This is a genomic window from Woodsholea maritima DSM 17123 (assembly GCF_000382325.1).
GTDB classification, from domain to species: Bacteria; Pseudomonadota; Alphaproteobacteria; order Caulobacterales; family Maricaulaceae; genus Woodsholea; species Woodsholea maritima.
On record NZ_KB908058.1, the window covers coordinates 220,843 to 240,305 of the forward strand.

Sequence of the window (19,463 nt, forward strand, 5' to 3'; positions counted from 1 at the left end):
ATCCACACCCTTAAGGGGAGAAAATGCCTTCTCCCCTTAAGGGATTAGCCCATCTTATCCTCCCCTGAATTTTGCGCCCTAGCATGGGCCTGTCCAATGGTGGACCGGCTCAGTGAAAGGGTGAATAATGGGGGAAATCCATAATCGAATGAGCCAGGACCGAGCGCGTGCTCGTCTCGCTCAATATGTCGTTTCCTATGTTTTTGATATCCCGTTGGATGAGTTGGTGGCCGCGACACGCCGCTCACCGCGCATAGCCTTTGCCCGCCAGGTTGCGATGTATCTGGCGCATGTGGCCTTTCAACTTAGCCTGGCGCGCGTCGCCATCGCCTTTGGGCGAGACCGCTCAACCGCGGCCCACGCCTGTCACCGGATCGAAGATTGCCGTGATGATGCGCGCCTGGATGCGTGTCTGGATGATCTGGAGGCGTTTTTACGCTCCGCGCCTTGCCCCGATATGCCTCAGCCCCAGGAATTGGTGCTGTGACGGGCTTTGCCTGGATGAAGAAGCTTGCGCCCAAAGGGCGCGAGCTTCGCCGTCAGGGGGCGGGATATGGCATTTTTTCGCCGCGTTCCCGGCGGGCCTTAGTGATGATTGATCCTCAAGACATCGAAGTCGCACAAAGTGCGCACTGGCTGATGGTGCAGGGCGAAGGCTTGGCCCTCAGCGCGAAGGGGCGTGCGCAGCTTGCTAAGATCGGTAAGGAGACTGTAACCGTCGATATTCTTGATGACCAAGGCCGTTGGGCAAAGGCGCAGCGTAAACCGGATTTTGGCGTGTTGAGCCGCTATTACTCGCCCTCCACCCCAGCCACGACCCTGTTAAATCGCGTGCAATTTGAAGCCGGTGAGCGTCTGCATGGCGATTATTATCGCTCCAGCCTAGCTCCCTCTATCACGCAAAACTGGCAAAGCTTTGGTGCGGGGCGTTCGCCCACTTACGCCGCTTCTGATCCGGGCGAGGGGGCATTGGCCGCTAAATCGCGGGTCATGCGTGCGCTTGAAGCGGTTGGGCCAAAGCTCGATCAGATTCTGATCGCCATGGTGATCCGCGAGTTAAGCTTGGAGGGGGCCGAGCGCCATTTAAGCTGGCCGCGCCATGCGGCGCGCTTTGCGCTGCCTTTGGCGCTCGATCGCCTGGCCCATCACTATGGGCTGATCACCCCTCAACGGGCATCTGCGTTTTAGGCGGCGACCGCCGCCTTCAGACGCGCGACCATAGAGGCCAAACCATTTGAGCGCTGGGGTGAGAGATGTTCAGCCAAGCCGATGGCGTTTAAAACGCTTTGCGCATCGACCGCGCGGGCCGCTTCAATCGGTCGCTGATCATAGAGCCGGATCAACAGCGCAACCAGGCCCTTGACGATGTGGGCATCGCTGTCGCCGCGCACATTCAGCACGCCATCGTGCAGCGTGTAAACCAGCCAGACCTGGCTGGTGCAGCCATGAACCTTGCTGGCTTCATTCTTCTCATGATCCGCAAGAGGCGCTAAATCTTTTCCCAAATCAATGAGATAACGGTAGCGCTCTTCCCAGTCCCCTAAGAAGTCAAACTCCTCGATCAGGTCTTGGATATCACTGTTCAGCTGGTCGATTGATGTGCTCATAGGGGGGAGGTAGCTCCCTCACGCGCACATGACAAGGCCAGGCTTTCACCTGGCCTTGTAAGTTTAAGTCTGGAGAGGCGTTTTAGTCAGGCTGGCGCGGGGCATCCATGTGGTCATTCAATGCGGTTTCGACCTTGTTGAGGGTATACCCCCCAAAGAAACCCGCGAAATCGGAAAACTCGCTGAGGACAGAGCACAGCTCGCGATGATCATCACAGGCGGGCTGGCTTTCAATGTCGGGGATGTCAATCTCGCGCAGCTGCGCCCCGATCTGATCTACGGGAACGTCGGATCGTGCTAATACGCTCTCGGACATGTAAAAATCCGCAGGCATAAAAGCGCTGACCACACCGATCCAGAAAAGGGCTGTGAGCAAAAATCTCATAAACCGCATCATCCCAACTAAGCTTCCCCTAAGAAGCAAGAATGACGCTAACTTAAATAGGGCTCCAGGACCATCAAAACCAAGATTAAGCGTTAAAAATGTCTTAAAGCTGGACGGGACCAAGCAAAAAGCTCAATCCCGTCAAGGTGTGCGTTCTAATTTGATACAGTAGATGTATTAGTGTTACTTTCAATCTCACGCGATGCGCTTAAGCATAGGGCGACATCATGAAGGGCATGCTGCGAGATACAGAAACTGTCTTCGTATTTAAAGTGACCGGCGGCCACACACTGGGTCAGTTGTAACCGCGCCCAGTTAATACAACGCTCGACACGCGGATCAGACAGCATCGCGTCCAGGGTTGCGGGGTCTGTATCCCGAATGGCTTGCAGCGCGGCCACGGTCAAAATCCGCCCAATGCGATGTTCATCCGGGGCCAGCTGCGCTTGCCCCACGGTGAGGGTCAAGGTGGGGCTGGCTTGGGCGGCCATCTCTTCGCGTTGACGCAAGAGAAGCGCGCTAACGGCACCATTATGACGGGCGGCGGCGGGGGCTTGGGTGCGGGTTGCGGCGGCCAATTCAGGATCGGTGGGCGCGGCGCGCACTTGGTCACCCAAGCTGAAATCGGCACTGACGCGCGAGGATGCCGTTTCTAAGGATGACAAACGGTCTTGGCGATCACGGGCACGGCGTTGCGCCCAGCTTTGCGCCTGGAGATCATAGGCGGCTTCGCGATAGCGATCCGCGGCGAGGCTGATGCGCTCACTATCTTGGGCGAGGGCGGAGAAAACCGTGTCCGAGGCGTCATCCGCGCCGGTAAACCCTGTGACATAGATCGGATCATGGGTCAGGGCCTCTACGGCAACCTGCGGACCATAATAATCGGCAACCGCGCGTACATCATCCAAGAATTCTGGAAATTGTTGTGCCACCAGAGCGGCATAGGCGATGTGAGCGTCGGCCAAGGCATCATCTTTATAATAGGCCACCAGGCTATCCATGACGGCATCAAGATCTGCGCCTGAACGGAGCTCGCGGATCTGGGCGGCCTCAACATCACCGTGGAAGGCGGCATAGGTCTCTGCACGGGTAAATAAGGGTGTGCCTTCTAAAGCGATGTCATTATGTTCGCCATCGCGCAGCGCTAAGACCGGTGTGGTGTTGGCGTTTTCGTTAAGGGCTTCGGCTCCCTCTTGGGTCATGCCCGTGTCAGAGGTGGCTGGTGTTGGATCGTTTGTCGCCGGGGCACTGACTTGCAGTGCAGCCGTACAAAGCAGGCATGCCCAAAGACTTGGCATCTAATGAACCCTCGTTCTCGCTGTCCCCGCGTGCATCATAGCTGGAAAAAATTATTTGATCAGCCCTCTATATCGTCTTTTTCAGGAGTCTATAATTAAATCTCAAAATCGTGACGGCCTGTTCAAGGATTGTTAAGGGGAGCAGGCCAAGGTCCGGCAATATGTTGTCAAAGTGAGTCGGGTAGGGGCCAATGGCCAAAACCATGCGTCGTGCATTTTTAACGATCGATCGGATCGGCGGACCAGTTGTTCATGCCGTTTGGCTGTGTGGTGTCATCGCGTCTGCGATTGCGCTGCATCAAAGCCAAGCCTTGAGTATGAATGCGATTTGTGGCTGGGCGGCACTGGCCTTACCGGGCCTGGTGGGCCTGGGTTTGTCATCACGCCTGAATGCGGATAGTCGCCGCTTCTTATTGACATTGAGCTGGGTCATTCCGGTCTTCGCGGCCACGGCGGCCTTTGGCGGGGCGTTAAGCCCGGCGGCCTTTATCTTCCTGGCAGGGCCTGCGGCAATGGCGGCGGCCGGACGGCGCAGCGCCGTGATCCCTTCGGCGATCACCAATGTGACGGCCTTTGCGATCCTGGGCGTGTTGAGCCTGACGCAAATCTCAGCCCAACCGTTTAGCGATCATTTGCTCAGCCCTGTACCGGCCTTATCCTTGGCGGGCTTCTTTGCCATTGCGTTGATCTTTGCCGGTCTGCGCGCCAGCTTGCGTTTGGATCGCACCCGCGATGCGGCCAAGGCCCTACAGCCTGTTGCCCATGCTTTTGAATGTGCTCCGGCCGCGCTGGTGGCTTGTGATGGCGAAGGCAAGGTGATCGCGGCTTCGCGCGCGGTGCGTGCGCTGGTGCCCGGTGCTCCGCGCAATCTGGAGGGTCTACCGATTGAAGGCTTCGCCTTTGGTGAGGAAGACAGCTCGAAAATCCTGCAAGGGCTGTCTCAAGTGCATATGAGCGGGCGCTTCACCTTTTCTGTGCGTTCCGGCGACGGTCAACGCTCGCCGATCTTTGCGCGCAGTGCGGCGAGCCCAGAAGGCACGGTTCTCCATCTGCATGGCGGTGCGCCCGATCAAAGCTATATTGATAGCTTGAAGGCGGAACGTGATGAGGCGGTGGCCGCCAATCACGCCAAGTCCGATTTCCTGGCCTCAGTCAGTCACGAGCTGCGCACGCCGTTGAATGCCATTATCGGCTTTTCCGATGTGATGAAGTCACGCTTGTTCGGGCCTTTGCCTGCGCGCTATGCCGAATATGCCGAGCTGATCCATGAGAGCGGGTGTCATTTGCTGGAGCTGATCGGCGATGTGCTGGACATGTCCAAGATCGAGGCTGACCGCTATGAGCTGACCTTGGAGAACTTCGATGCGCGCGATGTGGTAGAGACCTGCGCCAAGCTGGTGCGCCTGCGCGCTGAAGATAAAGGCCTCATGTTAAGCGTCGATACCGGCGATCAGGACTTGATCGTCAATGCAGACCGCAAGGCCGTGCGCCAGATCTTGTTAAACCTTCTGTCGAATGCCGTGAAATTCACCCCCGATGGCGGTGCCGTGGCCGTGATGGCGCGTGCGCAAGGTGATGAATTTGTGCTGGCCGTGGGCGATAGCGGTGTCGGCATCAGTGCCGATGAAATCGACAAGCTGGGTCAGCCGTATCAGCAGGCCCGCTCCGCCATTGAAAATGGTGAACGCGGTACCGGGTTGGGGCTTTCCTTGGTGCGCGCCTTGGCCGAGATGCATGGCGGCTTGATGGATATTCAAAGTGAGCGTTATCAGGGCACAACAGTGACGGTGCGCTTGCCGGTGCTCAGCGGTCCCCAGCCCAACCGTCGTCCGGACGAGGATGAAGACACGCTGGCGGTGCACTCTCAAATCCGCCGCGCGCAAGAAGCCGGTCAGCACATCGCGCAAGCGAGCGCACAGGCGAGCAATCAAAACAAAACAGAGTTCGACGGGGCGAGTGTTGTGAGCCTTAATCAGCGCATCGCCAGCTAAGTTTCTTACAGATGATGAGGAAGGCCCCGGGCATAGTCCGGGGCTTTTTTTGTTCGCTTTGCTCTGAATTATTGTGCCACTCCGGATGAAGAGCATGTGCTCGCCTACGTGCGGGGGAGCTGACTGAGGGGGCATAGATCCCGGATCTCACTCTCGTTCGTCCGGGAACCCGGTTGAGAGTTGCCTCTACGCGGCCCCGGACTTGATCCGGGGTCCATCGACCCCAGAGGGGTCGCAAGCGCGAACGCGCGTCCGCAGCGAAGCGAGGATTGGGATAACTGGGCGATCAGCCCGCAAGCGCAAATGTCCTCAAATAGCCGACAGGCGATAGGACAAATAAAAAGTGCGCGCCCGCAGCGAAGCGAGGATTGGGATAACTGGGCGATCAGCCGGCAAGGACGACCGCCCTCAAGTAGGCGACAGCCGTTAGGGCATTAAAGAGATGCCGCCCGCAGCGTAAGCGAGGACTTTTCAAGAAGCTGTCACCCCAAACTTGATTTGGGGTCCATGAAATTAACGCCTCCCACTCAGGGAAGAGATAAATCAACAAAACTTGTCATCCCGGGCAAGCGTTAGCGCTCAAGTAGCCGATAGGCGGTAGCGCACAACAAAGCCCGACCCGGGATCTCCTGAGTTTGCCTATAAGGGAGATAGATCCCGGATCAAGTCCGGGATGACAGTATTCATTGATAAGCTCAGAAAAAAAACGCCCCTAAGGTCCTGACGGACCAATTCCCCCGCTGCGCAGGGGAGGAGAAGAACGGGCCATAATGAGGAAAGACCGTATTTCAATTCATCGCGGCATCAAGGAAATCAATCGCGGCGCGAAGCTCACCGACTTCTAGCCAGATATCCTGGTCACGCCGTCCGTCTTGGCCATAAAGCTCAACCTTGACCCCTTCGCGCGGATCGAGCCCGGCGAGGCGCTGCAAGGTATCATCGGGAAAACGAAAGCTGTAGACCTGGGGCATGGCCTCGGGCGCGGGCGCTTCGCCGTTTTCTGAGATGGGGTAGGCGGTTAAAGGGCCCATCATGCGAGCTGAGGCCCAGATGCGGGTTTGCGCCTGTGGGGGTGGGCCATAGCTGGCCAATACCTGCCCGCCGGGCGGCTGTAATATTCCGCCAGCAGTGGCATCATAGGGCCCTTGAGAGCGCGAGGTGTCGCGTAAAACCAAGGCCGCGCCGGTCATTTGCGTCTGCGTCCGCCCGGTCAGCAAAATGCCATCGCCGTCATCGGTGAAGGCCAGACCAAAGCGGGCTTGCGCCTGGGGCAGGGTCTGATAAAGCGCCCATCCGCCCAGATCCAGGCGATTGCGATCTGCGGTCCAGCTCTGCACCCGGCCGTCGAATTGCCATTGGCGCATGGTGAGATACCCTGCGAAAGCCTGGCGAATATGTTCGGCGGCGGCCTGAATATCGGGATGATTACAATCGGCGCGGATCGCGGCGCGGCGCGCGCGGACCAGCTCTTCATCCAGCTGGCTTTGCCGAACCCCGGTGCGCATCAAGGTGGCGCTGGCTTGGCGTAGGCCCGCCTCTAGGGAGCGACGCTCACGCGCATTGAACAGATGACAGCTCTCATCCAGCGCCAAAGCTTCGGCGCGATCGACAAAGGCGACATCGGCGCGCGCGGCTTGGGCCTGGGCCGAAGTAGGAAGGCTCGCTCCGATCAGAAGCGCAAGGGGAAGGGCATAGCGATAAACCATGCCCCCTTGTTTAGACCGAAAGCTTTGATTTCCGGTTTACTGATGTGCCCATCAACAGCAAAAAGACAGAAAATGCAAACAGCCCTAACGCCAGCCAACGATCGTGCGCGCGCACAAAGCCGATCGCGGCCAGCGCGCTGGTGCGCGCGGTCATGCGTTCGCCAAAGGGGGTGACTTCGCGAATATCCCACAGGGCCGCGCGCCCGGAAAGGGAGGTCCACAGGCCATCATGGCGCGCCAGGCGCCGGGCCGCGCGGGCAAAGTCTGAGCCTTCAGGCGCGGCAAGCACGCCCATCCACCGCTGGGCATCTAAGCGATACAGCGCAGCGACACCGGTCAGGGGATCACGCTCTTCACTGAGATCATCGGCATAGGCGCTGGAGCCGAAATGAAATTGGCGCCGTTCTGGATTACGATTTTCCGCCGCGTCAGTGGCCGCGCGCAATTCTGAGGGTGCCTGCGCCAGGAAGTGGCGGTCCAAACGATCAAGATCACCCAAGAACAGGATATTATGGGTAGAGGGTGCAGCCTTGGCATCGTCGCCATACCAAGCATAGACCCAGGCCTCACCGCCTGCCAAGGCGGCGCGCGCCAGCACGGACAGGGCCGCAATATGCGCGGCCTGCGTGTCGGTGGCGATCACCACGGCACTTTGCGCACCTTGGTTTTGGCTGAAGGGGGCAGCGCTGTGGGCAAAATCGGTCAGATCGCGTTGCAAGCTAGCCGTAAGCGGGCGCGTTTCGCCCAGGCTGGGTGCATTCAGCGCCAAGGCGGGCGTGAAAACGTCACCCTGTCCGCTGAATTGACGCGCCGCAAATAAACGGCTGGCATTGACAAGGCCCTCTAAAGTGGGCGCTTCGACAACCAGTGTATGACCATCATTGAGGCGTAGGCGCGGGCCGGTTGCTTCGCTCGACAGAGCACTGCGGATAACAATTTCGGCCAGTTGGGGCTCTTCCACAAATACCGGCGCTTCGCCCATGCGCAGCGCCAAACCCTGGGCCAGCATGGCATCAATGATCAGGCGCTCACGCCCTGATACGTTTGTATCAAGGGCAATGCGGCGTGGGCCAGCGAAGTCTGACTTCATAGCGGCTTCAAAATCGCTCAGGCTGGCAAAATCTAAAATCGGCGTGGTGCTGACGCGTAAGCGGCTCGCGTCTTGTGAGATGCGCCAGCCCTCGACGCCCTCTTCACCGGCGAAACTCAGGCGCAATGTGTTGGTGCCGGTCCGCAGAGCTTCGGAATAGAGGGTGAAGCGCGCTTCGAAGGTTTGTGCATGAGGGGAAAGCTCAATCGCACGCCCTTCATTGATCGCCACTGATAACACCCCGCCTGACGCGGTGCCCAGGGGTGAACCCTTCATGACGAGTTCAATACGGCTAGGGTCCGAACCGGGTGCGATAACAAAATCAACGCGGGCCGCTGGCGTGGTACTATCAATAACAAGGGGCGCGGTCGAACCGGTAATCTCGCTCAGTGCGATATCTTCGGTGCGTTGGGTCTGGGCCTGCGTTAACCCTGAAAACCCCAAGGCCAGCGAAAAACCAGTGATGACACTCAGCGCAATTCGACGTATCGACATGAAACACTCCCCTGTCTTTAACGTCTTATTAAGCAATTGCCCGGCCATCAAGGATTATGTTTGATCTCAAAACACAGATTTGGCTCGATGCCCTGCGCTGGCGGGCCGAAGCCGGGGGGGCCGCGTTTTATGTGATAAAGCGTGGAGATAGCGATTTTGGCAGCGTCTTGTTAAAGCGCCTGCGCGCCGACGGCATGGCCCTTCTCATGGCCCCAGGCTATGCGATGAGCGGCGAAAAAGTCTGGACATTTCCGCGGGGTGACGTCTGGATGGTAGAGCGTGAACTGGATCAATACATGACACGGCGCGCCGAGGATGATCGTGATCTATGGTTAATCGAGATTGCTGATCGCGAGGGGCACCATTATTTGACTGAACGGGTTGAGGTTTCTTAACTCTGATCCGGTTTCATATGAGGCGTGAGCCGGGACAGTCAGGGAAAAGGGTTTATGCTGTTCGCGTTTAATAATGCCGTGTTTGATTTGGGCGACCCGGCCCAGACCTATAAATCCATGCCGGAAAAATTTCATGGCGCGACCTTGAAAGAGGCGCTGCGGGTCACACAGGGCGTGATCATGGAATATCCCGACGTGGTCAAAACTCATCCCGAAAAAGCCAAGGCGCTGGCCGCCTTGGTGGCCTGCCGGGCCGGGGATGCCAATGCGATGATGGCCTTCGTGCCGCCGGGTGCGAGCGTGTCGCAAAAAGTCGTGGTGCGCTTGGCCTCAGTCTCTTTGGTGGTGCTGCAATCGCTGTTTCAGCTGCATAATGAAGGCAAGCTCAGCAAAAAACACGTCAACGCCATGGTGTGGAAGTCTGAACCTTAGGCGTGCTTAAAGCCGATCAGCAGGCCAGACTTGCGAATTTCGCCGCTGGGCGCTACCCAGACGGCCAAATGTGACGCGACAGTCTAGGACACTTTATGACCGATCTTGCCCCCGCAGGCCAAGGCGCGAACCGTGCGCCCTGGTCCCTTCGCCGGACCTATGCCATTATCTCTCACCCGGATGCGGGTAAAACGACGCTGACGGAAAATATTCTGGCCGCGGCCGGGGCCATTCGTGCCGCCGGTCAAGTGCGCGCACGCGGTGAAAATCGCCGCACCCAATCGGACTGGATGAAGATCGAGCGTGAGCGCGGGATTTCGGTATCGGCCTCGGTCATGACCTATGAATACGCCGGGCTGACCTTCAACCTGCTTGATACGCCGGGCCACGAAGACTTTTCTGAAGATACCTATCGCACCCTGACGGCCGCAGATAGTGCGATCATGGTGCTCGACGCCGCTAAAGGTGTGGAGCCAAGAACGCTGAAATTGGTGGAGGTCTGCCGCCTGCGCGATATTCCAATCCTGACCTTTATCAACAAGATGGACCGTGAAGCGCTGGACACTTCTGTGCTGCTCGATGATATCGCGGACAAGTTGGCGTTGGATGCGGCCCCGATGCAATGGCCTGTGGGCTCGGGTAATCGCTTTAAGGGCGTGATGGATCTGACCAGCCGTGATTTCCTGAAATATGTCCGTCCGGGCGAGGGGCATAATCCAGGCGCAGGCGCACCTCGCTTTGCCATGGACGGCGGGGCCAAGGCCGAGCTCACCCCTGAAGAATACGAGGAATTGGTCGAGGGCGCGGAGTTGGCGCAAGAGGTTTGCCCGACCTTCAACCCTCAATCCTATGAAGAAGGCCATATGACGCCGGTTTATTTCGGCTCAGCGCTGCGCCAATTCGGGGTGAGGGAGCTGTTGGACGCTTTGGCTAGGCATGCCCCAGGTCCGCAAACTCAGGTCGCCACGAATAATGGTCGTGAGGACAAGCTGGAGCCCGGCGATAAAGAAGTTGCAGGCTTTGTTTTTAAGGTTCAGGCCAATATGGACCCCAATCACCGCGACCGGGTGGCCTTTGTGCGTTTATGCTCAGGCGAGTTCAAACGCGGTATGAAGCTGAAAACCGATCAGGGTAAAGCCCTTACCGTGGCCAATCCGACCATGTTCTTCGCCCAGGACCGTGAACTGGCTGATGAAGCCTATGCGGGTGATGTCATTGGTGTTCCCAACCATGGCACCTTGCGGGTTGGCGATACGCTCTCAACCAGTGGAAAATGGCGCGTGGCGGGCCTTCCCAACTTTGCCCCGGAAATGCTGCGCCGGGCACGCTTGAAAGATCCGCTCAAAGCCAAGCATTTGAAAAAAGCGCTCGAAAGCCTCGCCGAGGAGGGGGTAACCCAGCTTTTCCGCCTGCAAGTCGGCGGGGAATATGTGGTCGGTGCCGTGGGCCAGCTGCAAATCGAAGTGATGGCGGAGCGTGTGGACACTGAATATGGCATCGAGGTGACCTTCGAAACCGCCAGTTTTGAAACCGCGCGCTGGCTGGATGGGCCGAGCGACAAGATTGACGCCTTCATTGATCGCCATAAAACGGCCATCGCCGAAGATATTGATGGCGCGATCGTCTTCCTGGCCAAATCGGCTTGGGAAGTGTCGTATTCTGAAGAAAAACACCCCGATATTCGCTTCTTAAAAGCCAAGGAACGCCGGGCATGAGTGCACCCCAGCCCCAAACCGATATGACAGCCGATCTTGATAGCCTGTGGGCGATCGCAAAAGATGTCTGGCATACCAGTTTCATGGGGCTGGATGTGGGCGATGCCCTGATCGCGCTGGGCGTGATTATTCTGTCTTTGGTGGTGCGCGGCCTGTTTACGCGGCTCTTGTTTGCCTTGATCAAACGGCGCACGGAACAGACCAAAACCCTGCTGGATGATCGGATTTTAGAGGCCGTTACCGATCCCCTTCGCCTGATCCCGATCATAATCGGGGCCTATGTGGCGGTGCATATTCTAGGCCTGAATCAGCCGGGTGCGCTGATCAATGGCATCGCGGTTGTGCAATCGCTGATGATTGTCACCTTGTTTTGGGCCTTGCATAAGGCGGTGGAGCCGGTGGCCCATATCATCCGGCCTTTGCAGCGGGTGCTGACGCCAGTTCTGATCGACTGGATGGCCAAGGCCTTGAAAATCCTGTTCCTGATTGTCGGCGCGGCCGCCGTCCTTCAGGTCTGGAATATCCCGGTGGCTCCCATTGTTGCGGGTTTGGGCCTCTTCGGTGTGGCCGTGGGTTTAGGCGCGCAAGATCTCTTTAAAAACCTTATCGCGGGACTTTTGGTACTGACCGAGAAGCGTTTTTTGCCGGGTGAGTGGATTTTGGTCGATGGCGTGGTCGAGGGCACGGTGGAGCAGATCAATTTCCGCTCTACACTGATCCGACGCTTTGATAAAAGCCCGGTCTATGTGCCCAATTCCTTTCTGGCCGATAATGCGGTGACGAATTTCTCGCGCATGACCCATCGCAGAATTCGCTGGATCATTGGGGTGGAGTATAAAACCACCACCGCACAGTTGAAAATCATCCGCGACCGGGTTTTGAGCTTCGTTCTAGAGCATGAAGAATTTGCCAAACCGCCCGAGGTGCCCACCTTTATGCGGGTCGATCAGTTCAACGCCTCTTCGATTGATTTTATGCTCTATTGCTTCACCACGACCACCAATTGGGGCGAATGGCTGCGGATCAAGGAAGAGCTGGCCTTTGCGATCAAGCGCATCGTCGAGGATGAAGCCGGGACCAGCTTCGCCTTCCCATCCACCACCGTCTATCTTGATGATGGTGCAGAGCGTTTTATGCCGCCCAAGGCTGAGCCTGGTTTAAGCGCGAAGGCGCGTCAAGCCGTTGCGATGAGTGAGGCTATGCGCGCGCGTGGTGAGGATGATAGCGGTGAGGGGGCAGAGCGCTAAGCCGCGGCCGCAGCCGCGTTCTTGCGCATTTTATAAAAGCGCATCACCCGTTCAGCCTGTTCCTGGCTGAGATCGTCATAGATCTTGCCCAGCTCGCGGGCATGGCTGAAGGCATCGCCCGGTGCATCACTGCGCAAGACCGCCAAGGTGACAAACAAGGCGCGATCAATGTCCGTGCTGGCTTTGCAGATCAGGGCCAAAGCATCTACTGTGGGCTCTTCCAAGGCTTTTTTAGCGGCGGAATAATCCACGCCGGCCAATTCGGCGAAGCCTATGCAGAATTTAATATATTCCTTTTCGCGCAACAGGCGGACCAAAAGGGCCCCGTTAAGCTCTTTACGCACCTGCTTGGAGGTAATGAAGCGCTGGGCCTCGGCTATAGCTTTATCTTCCTTCAAGCGCGCTTCCAGGCGGGTGTGCGAGGCGGCGAGGGCGGCTTCCAAGACGCCGGGGTCCAGCTTGTCAAAACGGCGCTGGATATGATCGCGCAAGGCCCCTTCCACAACATGGGTCAAATCGGCCAGCAAATCGGTGGGCGTATCGGCACGGTGCGCCAGGGGGGCTTGCAGGATTGGACTGGTCTGCGCGCGTTCGGAAACCACTTCAAAGGTTTGGCGCGAGAGCTGTGCGCCTTCGTTCTTGACCAGGGTCGCGACCGTTTCATCATCGCCGCGTTCGACAATGGCATGGGAAACGCGTTCAGGTACAAGCGGGCGTGCGGAAATGGCACGCAAATGTTGCTGGCTGGTTTCATGGATGATCTTCAGCAGGTCATCCTCGTTTAAGACGCCCGATTTTTGCAAGATGGGGGCGGCGACTTCGATGGCATCACGCGCCAGCTTGCGGATCATGCCGGGCGGGGCCACAGGCGTATCGGCAAAGCGCCGCGATATTTCCGCGCGCGCATCCTGGGCCGCTTCACTGGCGAGTTGGCTTAGCACGGCATCAAATTGCGCCTGCACGGGAGAGCCGGTTTCCGGCGGCGCATCAAAGAATAAATCCGTCACTTCACGCAGCAGCGCCCGGCGGCACTCAGACGAGCGCTCCTTTGCCAATTCGGCGAGTTTGTGAAGCTTGTTAACCGTTGCCATAATGTTGTCCAGTGTCCGCGAATGCTTTGTTTTCCCAGCGCTATAGTATGTAGGCATGCGCGTGTAGTATTGAACCTGTTTAGGGTAAAGATTCAGTGCCTATCGCGCAAAATTTCATCAATGTATTGATCTTCACGCACGCTGGGCTCACGGCTGAGACCGGTTTCGATCCGGGCACGGATCTCAGGGGCTAAACCGCTAACCGCATCGGGGGCGGGACTGGGCGCATGCGCATGACGTAACAGCTCGCATCGCGCCGCGCGATCGGGACGCGGCTGGCGCCAGGTCCAGGCCTGACAGGATGGGTTTTCTGCACACGCTTCGGCACAGTGAAACGGACTTTGGGCGCGCGCATCGTCATAGACGCCGACAAAGGCACCGCGTCGTTCAAATCCGACATCTTGAACGAGGCTCACAGCCAGCAGCGCGCTAAATATCAGGCCCGTCATATCTTTATCCTCAAATGCGCGAGATGCTGAAGCGATTGTAAGGCAAAACCCGTTGCGAAGATGTTGCCAGATCGCTACCCATCGCCAGCATAAAACTATTTTTATAGGACGACTGACGCATGACGAGCCAAGACGCGACATCCCCATCCTTGCTCAAATCCGTGGTGGAAAATGCTTATTTCACAAATGCCATCACCGGCGTGATCTTGCTCAATGCCGCGATTTTGGGCGCGCAGACTTATGCTCTGCCGCACAGTGTGCGCGAAACTCTGCACGTCATCGACACACTGATTGTCTGGATTTTTGTATTTGAACTGGCGTTAAAGCTTCTGGCCTATCGCCAAAACTTCTTCAAATCGGGCTGGAATATTTTCGACCTCTTCGTGGTCTCACTCTCTTTCATTCCAGATGCCGGGGCGTTCACGGTCTTGCGTGCCTTACGGGCGCTGCGCCTATTCCGCCTGTTCTCGGTGATGCCGGAGATGCGCCGGGTGGTCGAATCTCTGGGCCATGCCATTCCGGGCATGGGCGCGATCTTCATGGTGCTGGGTCTGATTTTCTATGTCGCCTCGGTGATGGGGGCAAAGCTGTTCGGGGCCAGTCATCCCGAATGGTTCGGGGATCTGGGGGCTTCGGCCTATACCCTGTTCCAGGTGATGACCCTGGAAAGCTGGTCGATGGGGATTGCTCGCCCGGTGATGGATATCTACCCCTATGCCTGGGCTTTCTTTGTGCCTTTCGTGATTTTAACGACTTTTGCGGTGCTTAACCTCTTCATCGCGGTGATGGTGGATTCGCTGCAATCCCAGCACGCTGAAGAGGCCGATAGTGCGCAAAGTGTGGCCCATGATGAGCGTGAAGTTCTGCGCCAGGAATTAATGAGCCTGCGCGAAGAGATCCGTGCGCTGCGCGATGACATCAAAGCGGGCCGCGATTGATTTAAGGTCTTCAGTCGCAAAGAAAGACAGTCTGGCATGACATGTTCGAACCCGGCAGGGTTCGCAAGCGCGCCCGCGCGCCCGCAGCGCAGCGAGGACACAAAAGAAAAAATGTCATCCCGGACGAACGATAGCGCTCAAGTAGCCGATAGGCGGTAGCGCACACACAGTGAGATCCGGGATCTACTGAGCGTGCCATCAAAGCGCATAGATCCCCGATCACGTCGGGGATGACAGGGTTTAGGGTAGGGTGTCATGCCAGACGTGATCTGGCATCCATGCCGTAAGCTTGCTGTATAATCTGCACGATCAGAACCACGCTCAACCCGTCCGGCATGGACCCCAAATCAAGTTTGGGGTGACAGGATAAAGTATGGACCCCCGATCAAGTCGGGGATGACAGGTTGAGTTTCCCCATTGTCTACGCCTATTTGAGGGCGGATACCCTAATCCTGAGACTGTTCGCCGTCATGGAGACGGGCAAAGGTTTCGGCCAGGTTGGAGTAAAAGGCGGCCAAGCGTTCCTCGCGCTCACCGCGCCGGCGCGGGGCCGGGGCATTTAAAGGTTCGCTCGCAACCCCTTCATGGGCGCGCACCATGAAATCATGCCAGATTTGCGCCGGAATATTGCCGCCGGTGACATTATTCGTCGGGGTATCATCATCATTTCCGGTCCAGACCCCGGCGGTCAGGTGCTGGGTATAGCCGACGAACCAGGCATCACGGCTGTTCTGGCTGGTCCCGGTTTTACCGGCGACGGCGCGATTGCCCAATTGGGCGCGCCGCCCGGTGCCATCACGCACTACGGCCTGCATCATAGTGGACAGCTCACGCGCATAGCGTTGTTCGTAAACGGCGGCGGCGCTCTCGGTCTCTTCACGTTCAAACAAGACGCGGCCGCGCGAATTTTCGATGCGGGTAATCAGATAGGGCTGATAGCGTCGGCCATCCTGGGCGATGGTGTTGTAAACATTGGTCAGATCAATCAGGCGCACTTCCACCGCGCCCAGGGCGATGGAGGGCACGGCCTCCATCTCGGTCGTGATGCCCAGACGGCGCGCCATCTGAACCAAAGTCTGGGGCCCGACTTTGGCCCCGATTTGCGCGGCAACGGTATTGATCGAGCGTTTGAGCGCATCTTCCAAAGTGATCTGGCCGCGATAGCTGCCGCCAAAGTTTTCCGGCGTCCAGCCCTCCAGATCAATCGGCTCGTCTTCAAAAACGCTGGTGGCGTCATAGCCGTCTTCAAAGGCGGCGGCGAAGACAATGGGCTTGAAGGCGCTGCCCGGTTGGCGCATGGCCTGGGTGGCGCGGTTAAACTGGCTGTCGGCATAATCAGTGCCGCCGACCATGGCGCGCACGGCACCATGGGGCGACAGGGCCAACAAGGCTGCTTGAGAGATGTTGCGCGCCTCACCCTGTTCTGCGATGGCGGCGGTGATCACCTCATGGGCGGCGATTTGTAGATCCGGATCAATCGTGGTGTGGATCACCAGATCGGGCGCAATCGTGTCTTCGCCCAAAAGGGTTTGCGCATCCAAGGCCACTTGGTCAAAGATATACCCAAAGATCGCGGTATCGAAATCCCCGCCCGCCGATTGTACGGGCGCGGCGGGATTGGTGCGCGCCTCGATATAGGTGATGTCATCAATGAAGTTTTGCGCGCGCATGGCATCGAGCACCAAGGCCGCGCGGGCCTGCGCGGCGGCGAGATTGGTCGTGGGGGCCAGGCGACTGGGCGCTTTTGGCAGCGCCGCCAGCAGGGCCGCCTCGGCCACGCTAAGCTCGCTCGCGGGCTTGGAGAAATAGCGCTGTGCGGCGGCTTCAATACCATAGGCCTGGGCGCCGAAATAAATCCGGTTGAGATACAGCTCTAAGACCTGATCTTTCGTGAGGCGCGCTTCCAGCGCACCGGCCAGGCGCAATTCCTGGAGCTTACGGCGCAGGCTCCGCTCCGGTGTCAGGATCAAATTCTTCACCGTTTGCATGGTGATGGTCGATCCGCCCTCGACCAGATGGCCCGAGGTGATATTGCGCAGCATCGCGCGGGTCAGGCCGTGATAATCCACCCCGCCATGCTTATAATAGCGCTCATCCTCAATCGCGACGAAGGCGTTGGGGATGTAATCGGGCAGAGCCTCTAGGCGCACGATAGAGCCATAAAGCGGGCCGCGCTGGATCAGGACATCGCCATTTTTATCCAATACGGTAAGGGTTTCTTCGCGCCGTACATCCCATAATACTGCAATGTCTTCAGGCACATCAGGCATGTCGTTGAAAGCCCAGCGCCAGAACAAAGCCCCACCAATGACCAGAACGATCAGCAAGCTCACGCCGCCCCCGATCAGGCTCGGCCAGAAGGCCTTCTGGGCGATCTTCATCCATTTTTGTTTCTGGTCGGCGCGATAGGTGGTCATAAAGGCCCTTATGAACTGATTAGGCTTTTGTCTAAACCAATAAAGACGGCTAAATTCAGGCTATGGCTGAAACGAAACCCTTTTGGGAAACCAAATCCCTGACTGACATGTCGCGCGAGGAATGGGAATCGCTTTGCGATGGCTGCGCGAAATGTTGTGTCGTAGTGTTGCAAGATGAAGACACTGAGCGCTATCACCGCACCAACATTGCGTGCAAGCTGTTGGATGTAAAGGCATTGAAATGTCGCCAATATGGCACGCGAACCCTCCATGTCCCGGGATGTGTGCCTTTAACGCCTGAGAATATTGCCCAGTTGCATTGGATGCCCAGTAGCTGCGCCTATCGGCGTTTGTCTGAAGGCAAGGGGCTGGCCGACTGGCATCCCTTGGTCACCGGTGATCCCAACTCGACCCACACACACGGCCACAGCGTGGCGCGTCCGCTGGTGTCTGAGTTGAATGTGGACGAAGACGATTATGAAGATCACATCATTGAGGACCAAGATTAAGTCCGTGATCGGGGATAGGGCGGGGCTAATCCTGCTTTTGAAATTATAAATTCTATTTTGTTTTAAGTGTTTATTGCTTTGCTCGCCTCTCTCATCCGACCGGGATGGGGCCGCGCTATAGTGTGGGCATGGTCGAGAAAAAGGGCTCACCGAGCCGCCCCCCTCAAACATTGCTCCGCGCGCTTACGGCGTTGCGGCGAGAATTGGCCAAGGGCGCACGCGATGTTGCACGCCTATTGGCCGAAGGTGAGGATCAGGCGGCAAGCGAGCGGGTGAAGGCCCTGGCCCCGATCACCAAATGGATCAAGGATTTGGAGGCGATGTGCGAGACATCTTCTGCTCCCCCACCCCACATTTATACGCCGTCCCCCGAAGAGGCGGCGGTGATTTATGAGGAGATTGTCACCCGCCTCGGCCTTCATCAAACGCACGAAGAACCCTAAAGCGGCCCTAGCGAGCCTGCCTTTTACCCATCAAGCCTTGCTGCGTCATCACTGGCCCTTTTGGGCGCGCCCGGATCAGCTGGCCCCGCCGGGGGCCTGGTCAATCTGGTTGTTCATGGGTGGGCGCGGGGCCGGGAAAACCCGCGCCGGGGCGGAATGGGTGAAGATGAAGGTGGCGCGCGGGGCGCGGCGCATCGCCTTGATCGGGCCAGCCTTTCGCGATGTACGTGATGTGATGATTGAAGGGCCTTCGGGCCTGATCGCCATTTCCGATCCCGGCGCAAGGCCCAGCTATGAGGCGAGCCGACGCCGCTTGGTCTGGCCTTGCGGGGCGGTGGCGGCGGGCTATTCCTCTGAAGATCCGGATGGTCTTCGTGGACCGCAATTTGATCTGGCCTGGGGTGATGAATTCGCCGCCTGGACGTATGCGCAGGAAACTTTGGACATGGTGCGCCTGGGCCTACGCCTGGGGCGGCACCCGCAAATGATGTTGACCACCACGCCGCGCGCCCATCCGGCCTTGCGCGCTTTGATCCATGCGCCGGGCGTGGTGATGACCCGCGCCAGCACGCGCGATAATGCCGCCCATCTTTCGGCGGGATTTGTTGAGGCGCTGGAAGCGAGCTTTGGGGCCAGCGCCCTGGCGCGACAGGAATTGGACGGCATTCTGATCGAAGATCCTGAAGACGCGCTGTGGACCCGCGCCGATGTGGATGGGGCGCTCAAGCGTGGCCCCTTTACACCTGAACGCCTGGTGATCGGGGTCGATCCCCCTGCCAGTGGCGGTCCCAAAAGTGATGAATGCGGAATTATCGCGGCCGGTTGTGACGGGATGGGTCCCACACGGCGCTTCATCGTGCTGGGTGATCATTCGTTACACGGGCGCGCCGAAGTGTGGGCGCGTGCGGTGGTGGAGGCTTTTCATGCCCATGAGGCCGACAAAGTTATCGCCGAGGCCAATCAGGGCGGGGATATGGTGCGCGCGGTGCTGCGCCAGGTTGATCCTGATCTGCCGATCCGCCTTGTCCATGCCAGCCGGGCCAAGCGCGCGCGGGCCGAGCCGATTGCCGCGCTCTATGCCCAGGGCCGGGTCCATCACGGCGCGCGCTTTTGTGAACTGGAAGATCAGATGTGCACCTTTGGCTCGGATCAGATGACACAGCGTAGCCCCGACCGGGTCGATGCCTTGGTCTGGGCCTTATCCCATTTGGCGGGCAAGGGCGCAGAGCCGCGCTTTCGCGCTTTATAAACGATC

The 19,463-nt window shown here is 58.1% G+C and carries 19 protein-coding genes; 11 read left to right on the forward strand and 8 right to left on the reverse strand.

Features of this window, described 5'->3' with window-relative positions; translation table 11 throughout:
• Positions 1-148 precede the first annotated feature (148 nt).
• Positions 149-487: a helix-turn-helix domain-containing protein gene (locus H151_RS0109270; protein ID WP_019961385.1), complete on the forward strand. Its 339-nt coding sequence runs from the start codon at positions 149-151 to the stop codon at positions 485-487.
• 14 nt (positions 488-501) lie between these two features.
• Positions 502-1,188, forward strand: coding sequence for a DUF6456 domain-containing protein (locus tag H151_RS17085; protein ID WP_156823450.1), 687 nt, complete (start codon positions 502-504; stop codon positions 1,186-1,188).
• On the opposite strand, the gene H151_RS0109280 is transcribed toward H151_RS17085, so the two are convergent.
• From H151_RS0109280 to H151_RS0109290, 3 genes are all read right to left on the reverse strand, one after another.
• Complete coding sequence (locus H151_RS0109280; protein WP_019961387.1) at positions 1,185-1,607, reverse strand: SufE family protein; 423 nt, start codon at positions 1,605-1,607, stop codon at positions 1,185-1,187. The genes H151_RS17085 and H151_RS0109280 overlap by 4 nt on opposite strands.
• Positions 1,608-1,689: 82 nt before the next feature.
• Positions 1,690-1,923, reverse strand: a complete 234-nt coding sequence (locus H151_RS0109285) for a hypothetical protein (protein ID WP_169336732.1) — start codon at positions 1,921-1,923, stop codon at positions 1,690-1,692.
• Between the two features lie 224 nt (positions 1,924-2,147).
• Positions 2,148-3,290, reverse strand: a complete 1,143-nt coding sequence (locus H151_RS0109290; protein ID WP_156823452.1) for a hypothetical protein — start codon at positions 3,288-3,290, stop codon at positions 2,148-2,150.
• Between the two features lie 203 nt (positions 3,291-3,493).
• Here H151_RS0109290 and H151_RS17090 point away from each other — a divergent pair, with 203 nt between their 5' ends.
• Positions 3,494-5,281, forward strand: a complete 1,788-nt coding sequence (locus H151_RS17090; protein WP_169336733.1) for a sensor histidine kinase — start codon at positions 3,494-3,496, stop codon at positions 5,279-5,281.
• A 788-nt stretch (positions 5,282-6,069) separates the two neighbouring features.
• Here the strand turns inward: H151_RS17090 and H151_RS0109300 are convergent.
• The gene (locus H151_RS0109300; RefSeq protein ID WP_019961391.1) at positions 6,070-6,987 is read right to left on the reverse strand and encodes a hypothetical protein; all 918 of its coding nucleotides are present in this window, start codon (positions 6,985-6,987) and stop codon (positions 6,070-6,072) included.
• 10 nt (positions 6,988-6,997) lie between these two features.
• Positions 6,998-8,572 carry a hypothetical protein gene (locus H151_RS0109305; RefSeq protein WP_019961392.1) on the reverse strand — a complete coding sequence of 525 codons (1,575 nt, stop codon included), beginning with the start codon at positions 8,570-8,572 and terminating at the stop codon, positions 6,998-7,000.
• A gap of 56 nt (positions 8,573-8,628) precedes the next feature.
• Between H151_RS0109305 and H151_RS0109310 the strand changes: the two genes are divergently transcribed.
• From H151_RS0109310 to H151_RS0109325, 4 genes are all read left to right on the forward strand, one after another.
• On the forward strand, positions 8,629-8,967 hold the full coding sequence (locus H151_RS0109310; protein ID WP_019961393.1) for a DUF1491 family protein: 339 nt from the start codon (positions 8,629-8,631) through the stop codon (positions 8,965-8,967).
• A 54-nt stretch (positions 8,968-9,021) separates the two neighbouring features.
• Positions 9,022-9,399, forward strand: coding sequence for a hypothetical protein (locus H151_RS0109315; RefSeq protein ID WP_019961394.1), 378 nt, complete (start codon positions 9,022-9,024; stop codon positions 9,397-9,399).
• A 95-nt stretch (positions 9,400-9,494) separates the two neighbouring features.
• A complete protein-coding gene (locus H151_RS0109320) occupies positions 9,495-11,114 on the forward strand; it encodes a peptide chain release factor 3 (RefSeq protein WP_019961395.1) in 1,620 nt (539 codons plus the stop codon).
• Positions 11,111-12,361: a mechanosensitive ion channel family protein gene (locus H151_RS0109325; RefSeq protein ID WP_019961396.1), complete on the forward strand. Its 1,251-nt coding sequence runs from the start codon at positions 11,111-11,113 to the stop codon at positions 12,359-12,361. Before H151_RS0109320 ends, H151_RS0109325 begins: the two co-directional genes overlap by 4 nt.
• On the opposite strand, the gene H151_RS0109330 is transcribed toward H151_RS0109325, so the two are convergent.
• Positions 12,358-13,452 (reverse strand): DUF2336 domain-containing protein, encoded by a 1,095-nt coding sequence (locus H151_RS0109330; protein ID WP_019961397.1) that lies wholly within the window; start codon positions 13,450-13,452, stop codon positions 12,358-12,360. The genes H151_RS0109325 and H151_RS0109330 overlap by 4 nt on opposite strands.
• 92 nt (positions 13,453-13,544) lie before the next feature.
• Positions 13,545-13,901 (reverse strand): PAN domain-containing protein, encoded by a 357-nt coding sequence (locus H151_RS0109335; protein ID WP_019961398.1) that lies wholly within the window; start codon positions 13,899-13,901, stop codon positions 13,545-13,547.
• 119 nt (positions 13,902-14,020) lie between these two features.
• On the opposite strand from H151_RS0109335, the gene H151_RS0109345 reads away from it, so the two are divergent.
• Positions 14,021-14,839 (forward strand): ion transporter, encoded by an 819-nt coding sequence (locus tag H151_RS0109345; protein ID WP_019961400.1) that lies wholly within the window; start codon positions 14,021-14,023, stop codon positions 14,837-14,839.
• Between the two features lie 446 nt (positions 14,840-15,285).
• On the opposite strand, the gene H151_RS0109350 is transcribed toward H151_RS0109345, so the two are convergent.
• The gene (locus H151_RS0109350; RefSeq protein ID WP_019961401.1) at positions 15,286-17,256 is read right to left on the reverse strand and encodes a transglycosylase domain-containing protein; all 1,971 of its coding nucleotides are present in this window, start codon (positions 17,254-17,256) and stop codon (positions 15,286-15,288) included.
• 62 nt (positions 17,257-17,318) lie between these two features.
• On the opposite strand from H151_RS0109350, the gene H151_RS0109355 reads away from it, so the two are divergent.
• The 3 genes from H151_RS0109355 to H151_RS0109365 all read left to right on the forward strand — a co-directional run bounded on the left by H151_RS0109355 (position 17,319) and on the right by H151_RS0109365 (position 19,457).
• The gene (locus tag H151_RS0109355; RefSeq protein WP_019961402.1) at positions 17,319-17,765 is read left to right on the forward strand and encodes a YcgN family cysteine cluster protein; all 447 of its coding nucleotides are present in this window, start codon (positions 17,319-17,321) and stop codon (positions 17,763-17,765) included.
• Positions 17,766-17,893: 128 nt separating this feature from the next.
• Entirely contained in the window at positions 17,894-18,208 is a 315-nt protein-coding gene (locus H151_RS0109360) for a hypothetical protein (protein WP_019961403.1), read from the forward strand.
• A complete protein-coding gene (locus H151_RS0109365) occupies positions 18,156-19,457 on the forward strand; it encodes a DNA-packaging protein (RefSeq protein WP_083918522.1) in 1,302 nt (433 codons plus the stop codon). Before H151_RS0109360 ends, H151_RS0109365 begins: the two co-directional genes overlap by 53 nt.
• The last annotated feature ends 6 nt before the right edge of the window (positions 19,458-19,463 follow it).

What these genes read in the sequence shown, in the direction of transcription:
- H151_RS0109270 (WP_019961385.1), top strand. Translation starts at nt 149, where the DNA reads ATGAGCCAGGACCGAGCGCGTGCTCGTCTCGCTCAATATGTCGTTTCC.
- H151_RS17085 (WP_156823450.1), top strand. Translation starts at nt 502, where the DNA reads ATGAAGAAGCTTGCGCCCAAAGGGCGCGAGCTTCGCCGTCAGGGGGCG.
- H151_RS0109280 (WP_019961387.1), bottom strand. Translation starts at nt 1,607, where the DNA reads ATGAGCACATCAATCGACCAGCTGAACAGTGATATCCAAGACCTGATC.
- H151_RS0109285 (WP_169336732.1), bottom strand. Translation starts at nt 1,923, where the DNA reads ATGTCCGAGAGCGTATTAGCACGATCCGACGTTCCCGTAGATCAGATC.
- H151_RS0109290 (WP_156823452.1), bottom strand. Translation starts at nt 3,290, where the DNA reads ATGCCAAGTCTTTGGGCATGCCTGCTTTGTACGGCTGCACTGCAAGTC.
- H151_RS17090 (WP_169336733.1), top strand. Translation starts at nt 3,494, where the DNA reads ATGCGTCGTGCATTTTTAACGATCGATCGGATCGGCGGACCAGTTGTT.
- H151_RS0109300 (WP_019961391.1), bottom strand. Translation starts at nt 6,987, where the DNA reads ATGGTTTATCGCTATGCCCTTCCCCTTGCGCTTCTGATCGGAGCGAGC.
- H151_RS0109305 (WP_019961392.1), bottom strand. Translation starts at nt 8,572, where the DNA reads ATGTCGATACGTCGAATTGCGCTGAGTGTCATCACTGGTTTTTCGCTG.
- H151_RS0109310 (WP_019961393.1), top strand. Translation starts at nt 8,629, where the DNA reads ATGTTTGATCTCAAAACACAGATTTGGCTCGATGCCCTGCGCTGGCGG.
- H151_RS0109315 (WP_019961394.1), top strand. Translation starts at nt 9,022, where the DNA reads ATGCTGTTCGCGTTTAATAATGCCGTGTTTGATTTGGGCGACCCGGCC.
- H151_RS0109320 (WP_019961395.1), top strand. Translation starts at nt 9,495, where the DNA reads ATGACCGATCTTGCCCCCGCAGGCCAAGGCGCGAACCGTGCGCCCTGG.
- H151_RS0109325 (WP_019961396.1), top strand. Translation starts at nt 11,111, where the DNA reads ATGAGTGCACCCCAGCCCCAAACCGATATGACAGCCGATCTTGATAGC.
- H151_RS0109330 (WP_019961397.1), bottom strand. Translation starts at nt 13,452, where the DNA reads ATGGCAACGGTTAACAAGCTTCACAAACTCGCCGAATTGGCAAAGGAG.
- H151_RS0109335 (WP_019961398.1), bottom strand. Translation starts at nt 13,901, where the DNA reads ATGACGGGCCTGATATTTAGCGCGCTGCTGGCTGTGAGCCTCGTTCAA.
- H151_RS0109345 (WP_019961400.1), top strand. Translation starts at nt 14,021, where the DNA reads ATGACGAGCCAAGACGCGACATCCCCATCCTTGCTCAAATCCGTGGTG.
- H151_RS0109350 (WP_019961401.1), bottom strand. Translation starts at nt 17,256, where the DNA reads ATGACCACCTATCGCGCCGACCAGAAACAAAAATGGATGAAGATCGCC.
- H151_RS0109355 (WP_019961402.1), top strand. Translation starts at nt 17,319, where the DNA reads ATGGCTGAAACGAAACCCTTTTGGGAAACCAAATCCCTGACTGACATG.
- H151_RS0109360 (WP_019961403.1), top strand. Translation starts at nt 17,894, where the DNA reads ATGGTCGAGAAAAAGGGCTCACCGAGCCGCCCCCCTCAAACATTGCTC.
- H151_RS0109365 (WP_083918522.1), top strand. Translation starts at nt 18,156, where the DNA reads ATGAGGAGATTGTCACCCGCCTCGGCCTTCATCAAACGCACGAAGAAC.